The sequence below is a fragment of the Aeromonas sp. 603757 genome (assembly GCF_049171255.1).
GTDB classification, from domain to species: domain Bacteria; phylum Pseudomonadota; class Gammaproteobacteria; order Enterobacterales; family Aeromonadaceae; genus Aeromonas; species Aeromonas veronii_A.
On record NZ_JAAKOE010000006.1, the window covers coordinates 50566 to 66465 of the forward strand.

The following is a 15900-nucleotide window of genomic DNA, read 5'->3' on the forward strand; positions in this document are numbered from 1 at the left end:
TCTACCAACGAGAAAAAAATAACTATGAGCGTCTACTACACACTCTGTTTTCTGGCAGCGTTGGCGATTTTTATCGCCTTTGCCAACCAGTATGTTGTGAAGATCCAGACCACCATCGCCATTACTGCGGGCTCCATGCTGATCTCCGCACTGCTGGTGCTGTTTGGCAAACTGGGTTGGTTCAATCTGGAACCTCTTGCCGTCAAGACCATGGAGAGCATCGACTTCCAGAACTTCCTGCTGAAGGGGATTCTGGGCTTCCTGCTGTTCGCCGGTGGCCTTGGCATCAACCTCAAGGCGCTGCGTAGCCAGAAGTGGGAGATCACCATTCTGGCCATCATTGCCACCCTGCTCTCCACCTTCCTCATCGGCTACGGCTTCTGGTTTATCGCCAAGCTGCTGGGCTGGGAGTTGCCGCTGGTCTACTGCATGCTGTTCGGCGCGCTGATCTCCCCCACTGACCCGATTGCCGTCCTGGCCATCGTCAAGAAGATGAAGGCGCCACCCCAGATCGCCATCCAGATCGAAGGGGAATCCCTGTTCAACGACGGTGTTGGCCTCGTGATCTTCGCTACCGTGTTTGCCGTCGCCTTTGGCGGGGTCGAGCCCACCTTCGGTAGCGTGGCCGGTCTGTTCCTGCACGAAGCCCTCGGTGGCATCCTGTTCGGTGCCGTGCTGGGCCTCATCGCCCACGTGATGATCAGTGCCACCGACGACGGTTCATTGGAGCTGCTGCTGACCCTCTGCATCCCGACCGCCGGCTTTGCCTTTGCCAACATGATCGGCGTCTCCGGCGCACTGGCCATGGTGGTCACCGGCATCATGATCGGCAACTGGACCCGTCACTCCGGCTTCTCCGAGCAGAGCAGCCACCACCTGGATCACTTCTGGGAGTTGATGGACCAGTTCCTCAACGCCCTGCTGTTCCTGCTGATCGGTCTGGCACTGGTACTGCTGGATCTCGCCTGGCGTGACTGGATCCTGCTGGTCATTGCGGTGCCGCTCTGCCTGGGTGCCCGCTTTATCAGCGTGTCGCTGCCCTATGTGGCTTTCCGCCGATTCCGCAATTACAACACCTTCTCGGTACGGATCCTCACTTGGGGTGGCCTGCGCGGTGGTCTGGCCATGGCGATGGCGCTGGCACTCCCCTCCGGCGTCATGATGATCCCGGAACATGGCGTCGACCTGCGGGAGGTCATCCTGGTGATGACCTACTCGGTGGTGATGTTCTCTATCGTGGTGCAAGGCATGACCATCACCCCGATGATCACGGCCGCCAAGAAGGCCTGTGGCGACTACTGAGTCGGCCCACTGTGCAGGTTGCAGAATGAGAGAGGGCTCCCGTCGGGAGCCCTCTTTTTATGGCGGATAGATGCGAATATTTGCTGCTGATAGCCCCTTGATTACACAGAGGAAAAGCGTACTGACTTCAACATCGGCAAATTATTGTTTGCTTTTTATTCATTTCGAGGAGAGAATGCGCGCCGGCTAGTTAATCAGCCCTGTTTATGTTTATCCTGCAATGCTTCACCTCACGATGAATCCTGCCAGTACCCGCATAACCTTCTTCTGATTTACTCGCCTTGAGAACCGTCAGGCTGTCTGCCTGCGTTGCCCGGCTCTCACGGTGCAGACCCGATCTGCCCACCCAATTTGATTTATGCATCAGCATATTCCTTGAAAGTGCAGACGCCCCTTAACCGGGCTGGGTATTCCTGCGCGCTTGTCGTTCACCCAATCGACCGCGCCCATTGACCTGACATTTGCCAATACAAGGAGCAAACACCTAATTTATATAGAGAAATACCATGATGAAAGCAGTACAAACACACAAGCCCCTGCGTCGCAGCAAGCCCATCAACCTGCCTGTGCAAGAGCACGACAATGATGCGTTTCTGATCCAGTTCAGCACCCGCTTCAGCGGCGGTTTCGCCATCTCCTGTGATGGTATCGCTGGCGAGTTCTCCATCGAAGACCTCAACTGATCCTGCCTGCCCTCCGGCAGCGCCCGATGCAGACAGGCCGCAACTCACGGCGGCCTCTTTGCTTATCCCCCTCCGCCATCATCTGGTGATAGTACACCCCGCATCGTCTCTGCTCCTTCCCTTAGCCTCTTTATCTCATTCGCCTTGCAAACCACCAATGTGCCACTCCGATCACAAATCGCAGTAAAGCGAACCGCAAGAGGTAGCTGACATACCGAGTTGTCGTTATAAGAGAGCCCCTTATCTCCGGAGTATGAACAAGGCAATCAGATGGCCACCATCAGACAGGTCGCAACCCTCGCCAAGGTCTCGACGGCAACCGTCTCAAGAGTGATCAATAACTCTGCCCATGTTGAACCGGCGACCAGGGAACGGGTAGAGAAAGCAATGCGTGCGCTCGACTATCGACGCGACATGGCGGCAGTGGCTCTGGCAAAACGCAGCGGCAATATGCTCGGCCTGTTGACCGGCAATCTGGCTGATCCCTTCTTTGCCAGACTGGCCCGCGGAGTAGAAGCCATCAGCCGGCAGCACGGCTTTCGGTTGATGGTCTGTAGCGGGTCCCATCAAAGCGAGCAGGAGCAGTATGGGCTCGAGTTTCTGATCAATCAGGGCTGCGAAGCCATCGTTGCCCATACCACTCGCCTCTCTGACGAACTGCTGCTCCGTTACGCCTCACACATGCCAGCACTCATTCCCATCAATCGCTATCTGCCCGAGCTGGCTCACCGCAGTGTCTGGCTGGACAACCGGGCAGGCACCCGAGCCGCCGTCGACCATCTGGTGGCTCAAGGTCATCGCCGGATCGGCTTCATCACCTGTGATTTGCCCATCGCCGATCGGCAGCTCCGCCTGGAGGGATATGAGCAAGGAATGGCTCACTATCATCTGGCACTCAAACCACAGTGGGTTATCAGCCAGCCCTTTACCGAGGAGGGGGGCGAACAGGCGGCGGTGCGCTTGCTTGCTGAGTGCCCCGAGGTAACCGCCGTGCTCACTTTCAACGATGTGATGGCGGCAGGCATGATGTCGCACCTGAGAAAATGCGGGCGACGGATCCCTGAAGACCTGTCGATTATCGGGTTCGATGACATCATGCTGGCCCGCTACCTCTACCCGACACTGACCACTCTGCACTACCCCATTGAGACCATGGCCAAACGGGCTGCCGAGCTGGCCATCACCCGACTGCAACAGCAGGACCCGGGCCCGGAGATCCATGAGTTCACCCCTGCACTGGTCATTCGCGAGTCGGTTATGCCCCTGACGCAACCTCCCCTTCTGCGACCATGATCACGTTCCAGAACACCATGTAACCGGTTACATAGCTGGCGTGCAAGGCTCACATTTCCACCAGGCTGCTCGCCCCACAATGGCGCCATGTTCTGAAGCGATGGATCAACTGTGATGAAACAAGAGAGAAAGACCCTGACCCTGGGGCTTGCCACATTACCCATTCTGGTGATGCTGGGGCTCCTGATCGTTGGCTATGTTCTGATGGGATTGCGCATTGAGCCACTGCTCCTGCTGTCCGCCATCTTCACAGCACTGCTCGCCTGCTGGCAGGGATATAGCTGGGACGAGATCATCCAGTCCATCGTCCAGAAGCTGGCCAAGGCGATGCCGGTCATTCTGATCCTGGTCTGTGTGGGTGGATTGATTGGCAGCTGGATGTTCAGCGGCACCATCCCTTACATGGTCTATTGGGGGCTCAAGCTGATCAGCCCGCAATACATTCTCATTGCGGCCTTCTTCATCACCAGTCTGGTCTCGGTCTGTACCGGTACCTCCTGGGGCTCAGCGGGCACCGTCGGGGTAGCCCTGATGGGGGTTGCGCACGGTCTGGATGTTTCGCTGGCAGCGGCAGCCGGGGCCGTGGTGTCAGGCGCCTATTTCGGCGACAAGATCTCTCCTCTCTCCGATTCGACCAACTTCGCCGCCATTGTGGCCGATACCACCCTCTACGCCCATATCCAGCACCTGCTCTGGACCACGCTGCCCAGCTTCCTGCTGGCTGCCGGCGTCTTCTTCGTCGCCGGTTTTTCAGTCATCGGTGAAGAGGTGGCCACACCGGAGAAGGTCATCACCATCCTGTCCACACTGGAGCAGCTCTACCACTTCAATCCTCTCCTGCTGCTGCCCCCGCTGATTGTGCTGTGGGGGGCGATCGCCAAGAAGCCCACTATTCCCTTGATGCTGCTGGCCAGCGCCATCGCCATTATCCTCGGGATTACGTTGCAGGGATTGCCGCTACAGTCCGGTTTCAATGCCCTGATCGACGGCTTCAACCTCACCATGTTCACCCCACTGGGTCATGACGTCAGCCAGCTGCTCCCCGATATCCCCCGCCTACTCAATCGCGGTGGCATGTTCTCGATGATGAGCACCATTCTGCTGGTCTTCTGCGCCTTCTCCTTTGCCGGTGTACTGACCCTGACGGGGGCGCTCAACCTCATCATCAATCGCCTGCTGACCCTTATTCACTCCACTGGCCAGTTGATCGCCTCGACCATTGCCACCACCCTGCTGGTCACCGGTGCCACCAGTGACGGCAAGCTGGCCCTGCTCATCCCGGGCGAGCTGTTTCAGGACGCCTACCGTCGCATGGGGCTGGATACCAAGAACCTCTCCCGCACCATAGAGGATGCGGGCACCGTGATTGAGCCCCTGATCCCCTGGACGGCTGCTGGTGTCTATATGGCGGGCACCCTTGGCATCCCGACGCTCGATTACCTCCCCTGGGCCATCCAGTGCTATGCCGCCCTTTTCTTTGCCCTGGGCTACGGCTTTACCGGTATTGGCATCGCCCATGCAGACCGGAAAGAGGTGACAGGGGAGCCGCGGACCATGACAGTGGCGGAGGAGCGATAAGATGCCGGAGCACAACTTTGACCAAGTGATTGATCGCCACAATACCAACTCCATCAAGTGGGACTGTATGCCCCAGTACCTTGGCATCGACGGCAGCGATCTGCTACCCATGTGGGTATCCGATTTCGACTTTGCCTGTCCACCAACCGTGCAGCAGGCACTGCAACGGCGGGTCGCCCACGGCGTATTCGGATACAGCGAGCGACGGGATGACTACTTCAGCGCCATACAACAGTGGTTTGCCCGGCGCCATCAGATCACCATAGAACGGGAGTGGATCCACTCCGTCGAGGGGGTGATCCCCGGCATCTCGCTGCTACTGCAAATGCTGACACAACCCGGAGAAGGGATTGTTGTCCAGGGCCCCTGTTATGGTTCCTTTGCCAAGATCATCGCGCTGAACGAGCGACGACTGCTAGATAACCCGTTGCTGCGAAAAGGGAATCGCTACGAGATGGATCTGCCGCAGCTGGCACGTCTCTTCATGGTGGAGCGCCCCGCCATGATGATCCTCTGCAATCCCCACAACCCGACCGGCAGGAGCTGGACGTTCACCGAGCTCTATGAACTGGCGACCCTGTGCCAGCAGCACGGCGTGACGCTGGTATCAGACGAGATCTGGGCCGATCTGCAACTGGCTGGCCATCGGCACACCTCGGTGCTCTCCCTGCCGCCCCATTTGCTGCCCAACATGGTGGTGGCGACCTCTGCCAGCAAGAGCTTCGGTCTCTCCTCGCTGCGCATCTCCAACTTCATCATCCCGGATCCTGCGCTGCGCCAGCGCTTCAAACAGCGTCTCGATGCCCATGGTCTGGATGTATTCAATGCGCTCTCCATGGAGGCTGCCACTGCGGCCTATCAGCACGGCGAGGCATGGCTAAACGGGCTGCTCGCCTATCTGACAGACAATCGCCACTGGTTTGCCGAGCAGCTGGCAACCCGGTTGCCCCGTCTGCAACTGATGGAGGCCGATGCCACCTATCTGGCCTGGATCGATTGCCGCCAGCTGGAGCTGGATGACGATGAGCTGAAACAGCGGCTTATCGAAGAGGCGAGAGTTGTCCCGTCGATGGGGATCGGCTTTGGCAAAGGGGGGCAGGGCTTTATTCGCCTCAATCTGGGCTGCCCGCGCAGCTATCTGGAACAAGCACTCACCGGACTGGAGCGGCTGGTGTCCAGATGACATCGCAGAGCAGGGGACAACAGGGGTAGAGCATGCAACCCCGCTGTCTCCTGCATACCCCAACTGTGAGTTCACCGGCAGTTTCCCGCTCTGGTGCACCACAAGATGCAATAACGGAACGACCGCCACAGGCAGAGACTCGGAATGGTGATACAAACAGGGTCTCTTCAATCCACCTGATAACGATGCCTGCATGATGACGAAGCTTGAACGCCCCTACTTTTCCAGCGTGCACGAGACCGATGAGGGGCTAAGCAGCCCCCTCTCGCTCTACTCCGTTTATGAGGCGATCGATGTGGAACTGCGGGCTCCCCACGAGATGGCCGGTTACCACTGGCATGGCCAGGTGGAAGTCAACATCCCGTTCGATGGCGATGTGGAGTACACCATGAATGGCCAATCCTTTACCCTGGCGGCAGGGCATGCAGGGTTGTTCTGGGCGGCCATTCCCCATCAGCTGACCCGTATCGGCCACTGCTCGCAAATGGGCCTCATCAATATACCGATCCATCTGTTTCTCTCCTGGCCCATCAATCGGGAGCTGCTGAATCAGGTCACCCATGGCGGCGTACTGCAGTCGCGATCAGCCATGCTGGTGAGCGAGTTTGAACTGACCCGCTGGGTCACGGAGAGCCGGATGGATGACCCTGGCCGTCAGCAACTGGTTGCCGACGAGATCTGCCTGATGTTGCGGCGCCTAGGGCTGGATGGCTGGAGCCGCCTGCTCGCCAACCACAGCAATCAGGGGACGACGACGGGTGCCTCGAAACACTCCCAGTTCCATGTGCAGCAGATGCTCGAATACATTGCCGCCCACCATGATGCCCCGCTCACCACCAGGGAGCTGGCCGATCATGTTGGGTTGCACCCCAACTACGCCATGGGGCTGTTTCAGAAGGTGATGCAGATGAGCATCAAGCAGTACGTCACCGCGATGCGGATCAACCATGCCAGAGCCCTGCTCAGCGATACCGACCGCACCATCCTCGATGTCGCACTGACGGCAGGTTTCAACTCCAGCAGCCGCTTCTATGAGACCTTCCAGCGTTATCTGGGGCTGACACCGAGTCGCTACCGCCAACTGAGTCGGGAACGGGCCAACTCTTCGCAGTAAATTCCCAAATAAAAAAGGGGCTCACGCCCCCCTGACTCAATCTCTCCCCGCTTAGCGGGACGGTACCGATACATTCACTCGTCCACCCGGCGGCACAGTCACCTCGACCGCACTCACAGTGACTCCGTTGAGGCGCTGCATACGCGCCTTGCGCAGCTTGCCATCCACCAGCAGGAATCCGTGGTTGCCCGGGAAGCGGGCCTCCCAGAACAGCGCGCGCGGCCCCGTGTTGCCCAACTTGCTGGCGGTAACGCCCTCATGGCGCAGTGACAACCGGTGGGCCCCGACCGGCAGTTGCTCGATGGCTACCCAGTCGATGAAAGCGGGCAATCGGGGCAGGGTTGCCACCCGGTGCGCGGCCGCATCCGGCTCAACCCCCATCATCCCCTCCACGGTCTGCGACACCAGCGTAAAGGAGATCTCCGGATAGTCGCCATTGGTGCCCTGACTAGGCCGCTCATGGGGGAGATTTCGCTTGGCCAGAATGTAGCGCATCCAGCGCCACGCCTCCTCGTTGCGCTGATAGGGGAAATAGGTATCCGGCAGATAGGTGTAGGCCTCGATGTTGGCGGGTGCCTGTGGTGTCGAGCCGATCCCCTCACCCACCATCTCGCTGATAAAGTCGAGATAGCGGTCATTGCGCGGCCCCGGCTCAGATAGCCGCTTCATCGGAATAAACCAGCTGTTCTCCTTGCCAAAATCGTTGCGCTTGCTGAGATTGCTGTCGAGGATGCGGGCATAGTGGCCCTGCTCATCCCCGGCAACCCGGCTCCACTCCTCGTTGAAGTAGCGCTTCAGCAGCACCGCCTTGCGCTGCCAGACTTGCGCCGCCCGCTTTTCACCGCGAGCCTGTAGCATAGCGGCATAAGCCAGCGTCGCCTGATACTGGGAGCCGATGGCATCGGCTGCCTCTATCGGGTGCTCACCCCGCTCGTTGTAGGTGCAGGATCCCTGGAAAATACCTCCCTTGCCCTCGGCGATCCCGTTGGGGTGCTGCTCATCATGCAGCGCGATGAAGTCGGTCAGCACCTTGCCGTAAAAGGACCACAGCTCGGGATCCTCGATATAGCGGCGATCGCCGCTCCAGAGGTAGGCGTGGTAAGCCTTCTCCACCAACTCGAACTGGGCGGGCACCTCGCGCACGAACCAGCTGTCGTCCTTGTAGTCGATGGTGTGGGGAGAGCCATCAAAGTTGAAGGCCCAGAGGGTATACCACTTGCGCGCGTCGGTGGCATTGCGAGCAAACACCTTGAACATCGAAAAGTTCTCGGCGCGCCAGCCAGCAATCTCGGCACCGGCAACCTGATGGGCAAAGTCGCGTCCGTAAAAGGCCGTGCGATCGTAATAGCCGGCCCAGTAGGAGGGGATGTAGTCATGCAGGCCGGTGCCATCCCCCTCCGGGTGGTACTCGTCCTTGTTGGTGACGCCACGCTGGCCGGTCATGATGAACTGCGCCGTTTTGGCGGCCGCCCAGTTGAATCCTTCCGCCAGTTCGGTGCTGGAAGAGCTGAGATGCACGGCCGGTTGCGATGCTGCCTCCACTCCGGCGGCGACCGCCGGCTGCGCACAGAGGGTAGCGATGCCTGCCGCCATCATGGCGCATGAGAGACGGGCCCGGCGACTCATTGGATATCCCATGTTCAACTCCTTTGATGATGAACGCCGACCCCAAGGTCGGCGTTATAGGTGAAAGAGATCAGCTGGCCGCCGCCTGCGCCTGCTTGGCCTCGATACTTTCGGATTCATATTTGCACATCAGATGATCTACCACCTTGCTCTGGTAGTGGCCGTTGAGCTTGTAGAAGCGGAAGTAAACAAACAGGGTCAGGGCAAAGAAGATGGCCGGCAGCACCACCATGATGGCCTGCATGCCGAAGAGGGTTTCGGCACTCTGCACCGCATTGGGGACATAACCGACCAGAGTCAACATGACACCGATGAAGAAGCCGGCGAAGGCCGAGCCAGCCTTGACCACCATGGTCTGCACCGAGTAAGCGATGCTCTCGTTGCGGGTGCCAAGCTTGTACTCGCCATAGTCGACCGTGTCGGCGACCATGATCACCTGTAGCACCCAGAACAGGGCGGTACCTATGTGGAGCAGGATGCCGGAGAGGATGATCAGCGCGACATTCTGGGGAGCAATGAAACCGATATACATCAGCATCAGGCAGCTCGTTATGGGGCAGAGTGAGGCCAACGCCCAGAGCACCCGCCGCGAGATGAAGCGGGCCAGCCGCGGGAAGATCATCAGGGTGATCAGGTTGGCGATGCCCCCGTACATCATGAAGCTGGGAAAGAGGGACTCCTGACCAATCACATAGGTAAAGTAGTAGATGGCGAAGGCGGTGATGGTGTTGTTCGCCACGTTGTAGCAGAGCGCCATAAACAGCACGCTGGTGAGCTGATCGTTGCGGAAAATAAGCTTGACCGAATCCATGATGGTGGTGCGCTGCTGACTGACAGTGGGGGTCGCGGCCGAGCTGTAGCGCTCCTTCACATTGCGCAGGGTGACCAGGGTCGAGACAAGAAAGAAGGCGACCAGGATGAAGGTGAACATCAGAAAACCGTGGGCCTTGTCCCCCTGGCCAAAATAGTCCACTACCTTGAGGCCGATGGCACCGGTAATAAGCCAGGAGAGACTGGCAAAGAAGCGGGGATAGGGAACCAGTGCCTCGCGCTCGTGCTTGTCGATGGTCAACGTTGGCACCAGCGACCAGAAGGGTATATCCATCAGGGTATAGGTCATGCCCCACAGGATGTAGGTGATGGCCACATAGACGAGCAGGGCCGTCCCTTCGAAATAGTGGGCACTGAACACCATCACCAGGGCGATGGAGTTGACCACTGTACCTATCAGTATCCAGGGTTTGAACTTGCCCCAACGGCTGCGGGTATTGTCGACAATCCACCCCATGATGGGGTCATTGACCGCATCCCAAATCCTGGCAATCAGAAAGATGGTGCCGACGAAGGCAGCCGACACCCCCACCACATCCGTGTAATAGAACATCAGGTACATGTAGACGATGCCGATGGCAAAATCCTTGCCGAAGGCCCCGAAGCCATAGCTCAACTTGGTTTTCAGCGAGACGCTCATGGTTTATCTCCTTGGGGGTTAAGCCCCCCGCAGGGGGCTCTTGCTCAGCCGTGAATCCACTCCGGCAACCAGCCGCGGTGGGCTTCAATCAGTTCGTCGATCAGGGCGTAGATCTCGTCCATGCCAAGCACTGCCGCCGTGTGGGGATCGAGCAGGGCTGCATGGTAGATGCTTTCCCGCTTGCGCTCGGTGATCGCCTCGGTGACCAGCGCCTGCACGTTGATGTTGGTGCTCATCAGGGCGGCCAGATGGGTTGGCAGCCGACCGATGGCGGTGGGCTGAATGCCGTTGGCATCCACCAGACAGGGCACCTCCACGCAGCAGCCATCCGGCAGGTTGGTAATGAGGCCGTCGTTTCTGACGTTGCCATAAATGACGCTGGGCTCACCGCTCCAGAGGGAGTTGATGATGACGCTCGCATACTCGTTCGATTCGGGCACCTCGACCCGTTCGGCCTGACGATAGGCAGTGAGGTCATCCTGCCAGCGGGCAATCTGCTCGACGCAGCGCTTGGGATACTCGTCGAGCGGCACCTTGTAGCGCTCGATGAGATCGGGGCGTCCCGGCTTGATGAAGTAGGGGGTGTACTCGGCAAAGTGCTCGGAAGATTCGGTAACAAAGTAGCCAAACTTCTTGAACAGCTCGTAGCGCACCAGATTCTGGCAACGCTGGTTGTGGTGCAGGCCGGGTTTGGGGGCAGTCCCCGCTTCATAGGCAGCCAGCAGCTCGGGATAGAGATTGACGAATTCGCCGCTCTCCAGCTGATGCTCAAGGGTCAAATAGAAGGCCATGTGGTTGATACCGGCACAGCGATAACGCAAGGTCGCCGGATCGATGCCGAGATCACGGGCCAACTCGTGCGCCGTTCCCTGCACCGAGTGGCACAGTCCCACCTGCTTGATATGAGGGAACTGTTGATACATGGCCCAGGTGTTCATCGCCATCGGGTTGACGTAGTTGAGCATGGTGGCGTCGGGGCACACCTCGCTCATTACCTCGCACACCCGCCAAAGATTAGGGATGGTGCGCAGTGCCCGCATGATGCCGCCGGGCCCAAGCGTATCGGCAATGGTCTGTTCGAGACCGTGGCGTTTGCACACCTCGAAATCGGTCACGGTACAGGGCTCGTAACCGCCGATCTGGAAAGCAACGATGACAAAGTTGGCCCCTGCCAGCGCAGGTTTCAGCTCGGTATGGCAACTGAGCAGCCCCTTGGCACCGCTGGAATCCATCAGCTTGCGCACCACAATCTGGGACTCTTCAAGCCGCTGTGGATCTATGTCCATCAGGGAGATGTTGGCATTTTTCAGGGCCGGTTTGTGAAACACATCGCCCAGGATGTTCTTCACAAAGATGGTAGAGCCTGCGCCGATAAAGGTGATATTGGGAGTTCTCATGTCCATTGCTCCAATGACGGTGAAACCAGTGTGCCTACTATGCAGGGCTGGTCCCGTCAGGTGCGTCTCGCTTACGGAACAGAGACTCCCAAAAACTCATTTTTGATGGGCTGGCTGACAAGATCTTAGGAAACGGGACACTTGTTCCCGAAAGTGGGACTCCCTTCTCCTGGCATCGACCGGCTCGCAGACAGCCGGAACGTTACTCCGTTACCCCGGATTCGAGCAGCAGGCACTCATCGGCATCTTCGCTCAATTTGACCAGTCGACTGTGCACCAGCCCCAGCTTGGCCAGCAGGCCGATGGATCGCTCGTTGCCCGGAGTGACGATGGCAACTACCTGCCCGATCCCCAACCGGCTTTTGCCATCGGCAAGGGCGGCCTGCGCCGCTTCAATGGCGTAGCCCTGGCCACGATATTGCGGCAGGAAGGCGTAACCGATATCGACCTGCTCCAGGGTATCGCGCTTGATCAGACCGCAGATACCGAGGCTGGCACCGTCATCCTTGCGCTCCACCAGATAGAGCCCGTGACCATAGCGGGCATAGCTGACTGCCGGCCCCTGCTGGATATACTCCTGCGCCTGTTCGAGGGTGCGAATGCCCCGATCACCGATGTAGCGATAGAAGTCACCGTCATTGAGCAGCTCAAGGATGAAGGGGGCGTCGGTGGCAATCATTTCGCGCAGGATCAGGCGGGAGGAGGCAATCATGGCAAGGGCTCTCAAACGGAAAGTGAAGGGCAAAGAGTGCCCCGTCACTCCCGGACTGGCAAGCCTGTGGCACCATCACTCATACAAAAGGGGTCGCAGTGCGACCCCTGACGAGATGGGAGAAACGGGCTCAGGCGGCCAGCAGTCCGGCATAGCCGTTGCCCTGCTCGCGCAACGCAGTGAACTGGGCAGCGCAATCGGCCCAGCTCAGCCCCAACGCATCTGCCACCTTGTGGGGCCACTCAGGGGGCGCCTCTTCCCCCACATCGGACTGGGCCGCCAGCACAATGGCCAGATGGATCAACCCGGCCTCGGCGGAAAATACCTTGGCCAGCATGGGATTGTAGTGATACTCCACCGCATTGCTGATGGTATCGGGAAACTTCCAGTAACGAGCCATGGCCGCCCCGACCTGGGCATAGTTGAAGCCAACCACCAGCTCTTCTGCCTTGGCCCGCCCCTTGTGCAGCTCCAGATCGTGAATGTGGTGGACAGTGTTTTCAGGCAGCCCCACGTGCATCACCAGCCGGCCAAGATCGTGCAGCAGAGCGCAGGTAAAAACCTCATCTCCCTTCATCCCTTTCTTCACCGCCAGACGGCGGGCCAGTTCAGCCACGTTGAAGACGCAGCCCCAGAAATGTTTGAGATCAATGCCGGGCACGGCCTTGACCGATTCGGTGAGCCCGCAGGCCAGCACCATGTTGCGCACCATCGCCAGTCCAAGCCGCACCGCGGCTTCATTGACGGTGCCGATCTGACGACTGCTGCCGAATTTGGCCGAGTTGGCCAGCCGCAGCAACTTGGCGGAGATGACAGGGTCCTTGTTGATCAACTTGCTGATCTTCAGCAGATCCGGATCCTTTTCATTGAAGGTCTGGATCAAATCGCGCATCACTTCCGGGATCTGGGGCAGTAGCTTGGGCTCAGCCAGCAGGGAATCTATCGTGGGCATAGGCGTGTCCATCCATGTTATCTGTGTTCCAACCTGTTTGCCTTGGCAAACTCTTCCTAATTATGGGTAACAAATGGCCTCCTCATCGGATTGTTTATTCGCTGGCCATTCAAGGTGTTAGTCACATTCAGGCTATACTGGCCGCCACATTCACTGTTGCGGATATCCCATGAACGACACTCAGGAATTTTTTGACGAAGAGACGCTGCTGGAGATGGTGGAGAACCAGCTCAACGATGGTCACCCTCCCCATGTGAAGGCGACCCTGATGCGGCTGGTGATGAAGGGCACCCCGCGGGAAGAGGCGTTGCAATATATCGCCTGCGCCCTAGGGGCCGAGCTGATGGCGATGGAGGCCGATCAGGGCCCCTTCAATCTGACCCGCTACGGCGAGTTCCTCGACAGCCTGCCCGAGATGCCGTGGGCTGACTGATAACCGGAGCTGACCAAGGCGCTACGCCTTTGCATGACTCCTTAAAAACAGAAGGGCGGGCGCCAATGGCCCCGCCCTTGTTGTATGGATCCGCTCCGGATCAGAACTGGGAGTTGATGACCACCTCTTCCCCCAGCGCCCCTGCCAACGGCAGTGGTCGATAGCTGGAGTTGGCGGCCCGCAGCAGCCGAATGCCGCGAATGCCGACCTCCTGCGCCGCCTTGATATCACCGTAGAAGAGCGTCATCTGCTTATCCTTGAGCCACTGCACCTTGGTGTTCTGCCCCGCTGGCCACCGGCGAAGATCACCGGATTGAGCTGGTCGGCCGGAATATTCATGGTCTGCTGCAGGATCTGGCTCACGGTCTCGGTCTTGGTCTTGGTGGCTAGCCCCCCATTTTATCCGCCTGGGATAAGCCTCCACCAACCAGGATATGACAAGCCTCTTTTGACCCTAGATATCGGCTGGAAGAGCCAGAGTGGGCTATAACTGCTTAACACCCGCTATTGACATCAAAATCAACGACTCTCTCTGGAGATGCCATGGACGCGCACACTTCCTCTTCCAATACCACAGGTTCGGCCCCTTCCACTCATCATGCCGGGATAGACACCCTCGATCAGGTGCTGGTACGGCTCGAACTCTCGCCAGAGGGGCAGATCCTTGATGCCAACCCGCGATTTCTGAGCCTCATGGGCTACACGCTAGATGAGCTCTCCGGCAAGCACTACGGCATGCTGCTCTCCCCGGACCAGGTGCAATCCGCCACACATGACACCTTTCAGGCCGCACTGCGCAGCGGCTCCTCGCAGGAGGACGAGCTTCACCTGCTGGACAAGCCGGGACGGGATGTCTGGATCCGTGGAGCCTGCAGCCCGGTTCTGGATGACAATGGACAACTATCTCGTATGACTCTGTACGCCATGGATCTGACCGGGCAGAAGCAGCTCACGGCCAGCTTCGAGGGCCAGCTCAATGCGCTGAGCCGGGTCATGGGCAAGGTCGAGTTTTCGCTGGAGGGCACCATACTGGATGCCAATCCACGCTTTCTCGACATAGTGGGTTACCAGCTGGAAGAGCTGAAAGGGCAACACCACAGGCTGCTGGTTGACCCAGACTACGCCCAGTCGGCGGATTACCTCGCCTTCTGGGACACGCTGCGCCGGGGCGAGTTTCTGGCTGGCGAATTCTGCCGCCTGAACAAGCAGGGACAGGAGGTATGGATCCAGGGCTCCTACAACCCCGTGCTGGATCTGAACGGCAAGCCCAGTAAAATCGTCAAGTTTGCCACCGACATCACGGCGCAGGTGGAGCAGCACCGCCAGCTCAAACAGGCGATGGTGGAAGCGGAAGAGGCCGCCAGAGTGCGCGAGGAGCTGCACAAGTCTCTGCAAGAGATGTCGACCCCTGTCACCCCTATCTGGGACGGGATCCTGCTGCTGCCACTGGTTGGGATCATCGACTCCATGCGCACTGCCGACGTGATGAACAAGTCGCTCACCAAGATTGCCGAAACCCGCGCCCGGGTCTTTGTGCTGGATATTGCCGGAGTCGCCACCGTGGACACTGGCGTCGCCAACCAGCTGATCAAGATCACCAAGGCGACCCAGTTTATGGGCTGTGAAGCCATCATCTCGGGAGTCTCCCCCGCCATTGCCCGTACCATGGTGGAGCTGGGGGTGTCGGTCGGTGACGTCCGTACCACGGCGACCCTGAGAGACGCCTTCGAAATAGCGCTCAAACGGGTTGGCTCAGCCCTCTAGGTCGCGGCAATGACCATGCAGCTCAACAACGATCTTGGCATCGCCGATATGGCCGACTGCATAGTAGTCAGCATGCGCCCCGATCTCGGAGACGACGGCATGCAGATGCTGATGCAGGCCCTCTCCCAGCGACTGGTACACGGGCGTCACCATGCAGTCTTGCTCGACTTCTCCGGCGTCATGCTACTGGATCACCATGAATTCAGACAGGTTTGCAAACTTGCCGAGGTGTGCCGTCTGTTGGGTGCCACCTGCCTGCTGGTAGGGCTCAATGCCGGGATCGCCGCATTTCTGGCGCTAGCCGAGGCACAGCCCGGGCCACTGCGCTGCTTCATCGACATGGACGACGCTTTTGCCCATGTCAGCCGCCTCCAGGGCGAGGAATAAACCGC

15 protein-coding genes are annotated in these 15900 nt (G+C 58.9%); 9 read left to right on the forward strand and 6 right to left on the reverse strand.

Going from position 1 to position 15900, the window contains the following annotated elements:
* Positions 1–24: 24 nt before the first annotated feature.
* The 6 genes from G5332_RS07635 to melR all read left to right on the forward strand — a co-directional run bounded on the left by G5332_RS07635 (position 25) and on the right by melR (position 7153).
* On the forward strand, positions 25–1302 hold the full coding sequence (locus tag G5332_RS07635; RefSeq protein WP_019446508.1) for a cation:proton antiporter: 1278 nt from the start codon (positions 25–27) through the stop codon (positions 1300–1302).
* Positions 1303–1808: 506 nt separating this feature from the next.
* Positions 1809–1985 (forward strand): hypothetical protein, encoded by a 177-nt coding sequence (locus G5332_RS07640; protein WP_005340085.1) that lies wholly within the window; start codon positions 1809–1811, stop codon positions 1983–1985.
* 270 nt (positions 1986–2255) lie between these two features.
* Positions 2256–3278 carry a LacI family DNA-binding transcriptional regulator gene (locus G5332_RS07645; RefSeq protein WP_421259328.1) on the forward strand — a complete coding sequence of 341 codons (1023 nt, stop codon included), beginning with the start codon at positions 2256–2258 and terminating at the stop codon, positions 3276–3278.
* A gap of 114 nt (positions 3279–3392) precedes the next feature.
* Positions 3393–4856: a Na+/H+ antiporter NhaC gene (gene nhaC, locus G5332_RS07650; protein ID WP_216952772.1), complete on the forward strand. Its 1464-nt coding sequence runs from the start codon at positions 3393–3395 to the stop codon at positions 4854–4856.
* Position 4857: 1 nt separating this feature from the next.
* The gene (locus G5332_RS07655) at positions 4858–6039 is read left to right on the forward strand and encodes a MalY/PatB family protein (protein WP_421172684.1); all 1182 of its coding nucleotides are present in this window, start codon (positions 4858–4860) and stop codon (positions 6037–6039) included.
* 193 nt (positions 6040–6232) lie between these two features.
* The gene (gene melR / locus G5332_RS07660) at positions 6233–7153 is read left to right on the forward strand and encodes a transcriptional regulator MelR (protein ID WP_421172683.1); all 921 of its coding nucleotides are present in this window, start codon (positions 6233–6235) and stop codon (positions 7151–7153) included.
* A gap of 51 nt (positions 7154–7204) precedes the next feature.
* On the opposite strand, the gene G5332_RS07665 is transcribed toward melR, so the two are convergent.
* The 5 genes from G5332_RS07665 to G5332_RS07685 form a co-directional block, all read right to left on the reverse strand.
* Complete coding sequence (locus G5332_RS07665) at positions 7205–8791, reverse strand: hypothetical protein (protein ID WP_421172681.1); 1587 nt, start codon at positions 8789–8791, stop codon at positions 7205–7207.
* Positions 8792–8849: 58 nt separating this feature from the next.
* A complete protein-coding gene (gene melB, locus G5332_RS07670; protein ID WP_216952768.1) occupies positions 8850–10250 on the reverse strand; it encodes a melibiose:sodium transporter MelB in 1401 nt (466 codons plus the stop codon).
* Positions 10251–10294: 44 nt separating this feature from the next.
* Positions 10295–11647: an alpha-glucosidase/alpha-galactosidase gene (locus tag G5332_RS07675; protein ID WP_421172679.1), complete on the reverse strand. Its 1353-nt coding sequence runs from the start codon at positions 11645–11647 to the stop codon at positions 10295–10297.
* A 202-nt stretch (positions 11648–11849) separates the two neighbouring features.
* Positions 11850–12359 (reverse strand): GNAT family N-acetyltransferase, encoded by a 510-nt coding sequence (locus G5332_RS07680; protein WP_421172677.1) that lies wholly within the window; start codon positions 12357–12359, stop codon positions 11850–11852.
* 130 nt (positions 12360–12489) lie between these two features.
* A complete protein-coding gene (locus tag G5332_RS07685; protein WP_201937502.1) occupies positions 12490–13311 on the reverse strand; it encodes an HDOD domain-containing protein in 822 nt (273 codons plus the stop codon).
* A 169-nt stretch (positions 13312–13480) separates the two neighbouring features.
* Here G5332_RS07685 and G5332_RS07690 point away from each other — a divergent pair, with 169 nt between their 5' ends.
* The gene (locus tag G5332_RS07690) at positions 13481–13744 is read left to right on the forward strand and encodes a hypothetical protein (RefSeq protein WP_042658108.1); all 264 of its coding nucleotides are present in this window, start codon (positions 13481–13483) and stop codon (positions 13742–13744) included.
* A gap of 100 nt (positions 13745–13844) precedes the next feature.
* Here G5332_RS07690 and G5332_RS07695 read toward each other — a convergent pair whose 3' ends face one another.
* Complete coding sequence (locus G5332_RS07695; protein WP_302055900.1) at positions 13845–13991, reverse strand: hypothetical protein; 147 nt, start codon at positions 13989–13991, stop codon at positions 13845–13847.
* Positions 13992–14287: 296 nt separating this feature from the next.
* Between G5332_RS07695 and G5332_RS07700 the strand changes: the two genes are divergently transcribed.
* A complete protein-coding gene (locus tag G5332_RS07700) occupies positions 14288–15508 on the forward strand; it encodes a PAS domain-containing protein (protein WP_216952764.1) in 1221 nt (406 codons plus the stop codon).
* A 15-nt stretch (positions 15509–15523) separates the two neighbouring features.
* Positions 15524–15895, forward strand: coding sequence for an anti-anti-sigma factor (locus tag G5332_RS07705; RefSeq protein WP_216954502.1), 372 nt, complete (start codon positions 15524–15526; stop codon positions 15893–15895).
* Positions 15896–15900 lie beyond the last annotated feature (5 nt).

Excerpts from the sequence above, each read along its gene's own strand:
- G5332_RS07635 (WP_019446508.1), top strand. The coding sequence starts at position 25 with ATGAGCGTCTACTACACACTCTGTTTTCTGGCAGCGTTGGCGATTTTT.
- G5332_RS07640 (WP_005340085.1), top strand. The coding sequence starts at position 1,809 with ATGATGAAAGCAGTACAAACACACAAGCCCCTGCGTCGCAGCAAGCCC.
- G5332_RS07645 (WP_421259328.1), top strand. The coding sequence starts at position 2,256 with ATGGCCACCATCAGACAGGTCGCAACCCTCGCCAAGGTCTCGACGGCA.
- nhaC (WP_216952772.1), top strand. The coding sequence starts at position 3,393 with ATGAAACAAGAGAGAAAGACCCTGACCCTGGGGCTTGCCACATTACCC.
- G5332_RS07655 (WP_421172684.1), top strand. The coding sequence starts at position 4,858 with ATGCCGGAGCACAACTTTGACCAAGTGATTGATCGCCACAATACCAAC.
- melR (WP_421172683.1), top strand. The coding sequence starts at position 6,233 with ATGATGACGAAGCTTGAACGCCCCTACTTTTCCAGCGTGCACGAGACC.
- G5332_RS07665 (WP_421172681.1), bottom strand. The coding sequence starts at position 8,791 with ATGGGATATCCAATGAGTCGCCGGGCCCGTCTCTCATGCGCCATGATG.
- melB (WP_216952768.1), bottom strand. The coding sequence starts at position 10,250 with ATGAGCGTCTCGCTGAAAACCAAGTTGAGCTATGGCTTCGGGGCCTTC.
- G5332_RS07675 (WP_421172679.1), bottom strand. The coding sequence starts at position 11,647 with ATGAGAACTCCCAATATCACCTTTATCGGCGCAGGCTCTACCATCTTT.
- G5332_RS07680 (WP_421172677.1), bottom strand. The coding sequence starts at position 12,359 with ATGATTGCCTCCTCCCGCCTGATCCTGCGCGAAATGATTGCCACCGAC.
- G5332_RS07685 (WP_201937502.1), bottom strand. The coding sequence starts at position 13,311 with ATGCCCACGATAGATTCCCTGCTGGCTGAGCCCAAGCTACTGCCCCAG.
- G5332_RS07690 (WP_042658108.1), top strand. The coding sequence starts at position 13,481 with ATGAACGACACTCAGGAATTTTTTGACGAAGAGACGCTGCTGGAGATG.
- G5332_RS07695 (WP_302055900.1), bottom strand. The coding sequence starts at position 13,991 with ATGACGCTCTTCTACGGTGATATCAAGGCGGCGCAGGAGGTCGGCATT.
- G5332_RS07700 (WP_216952764.1), top strand. The coding sequence starts at position 14,288 with ATGGACGCGCACACTTCCTCTTCCAATACCACAGGTTCGGCCCCTTCC.
- G5332_RS07705 (WP_216954502.1), top strand. The coding sequence starts at position 15,524 with ATGCAGCTCAACAACGATCTTGGCATCGCCGATATGGCCGACTGCATA.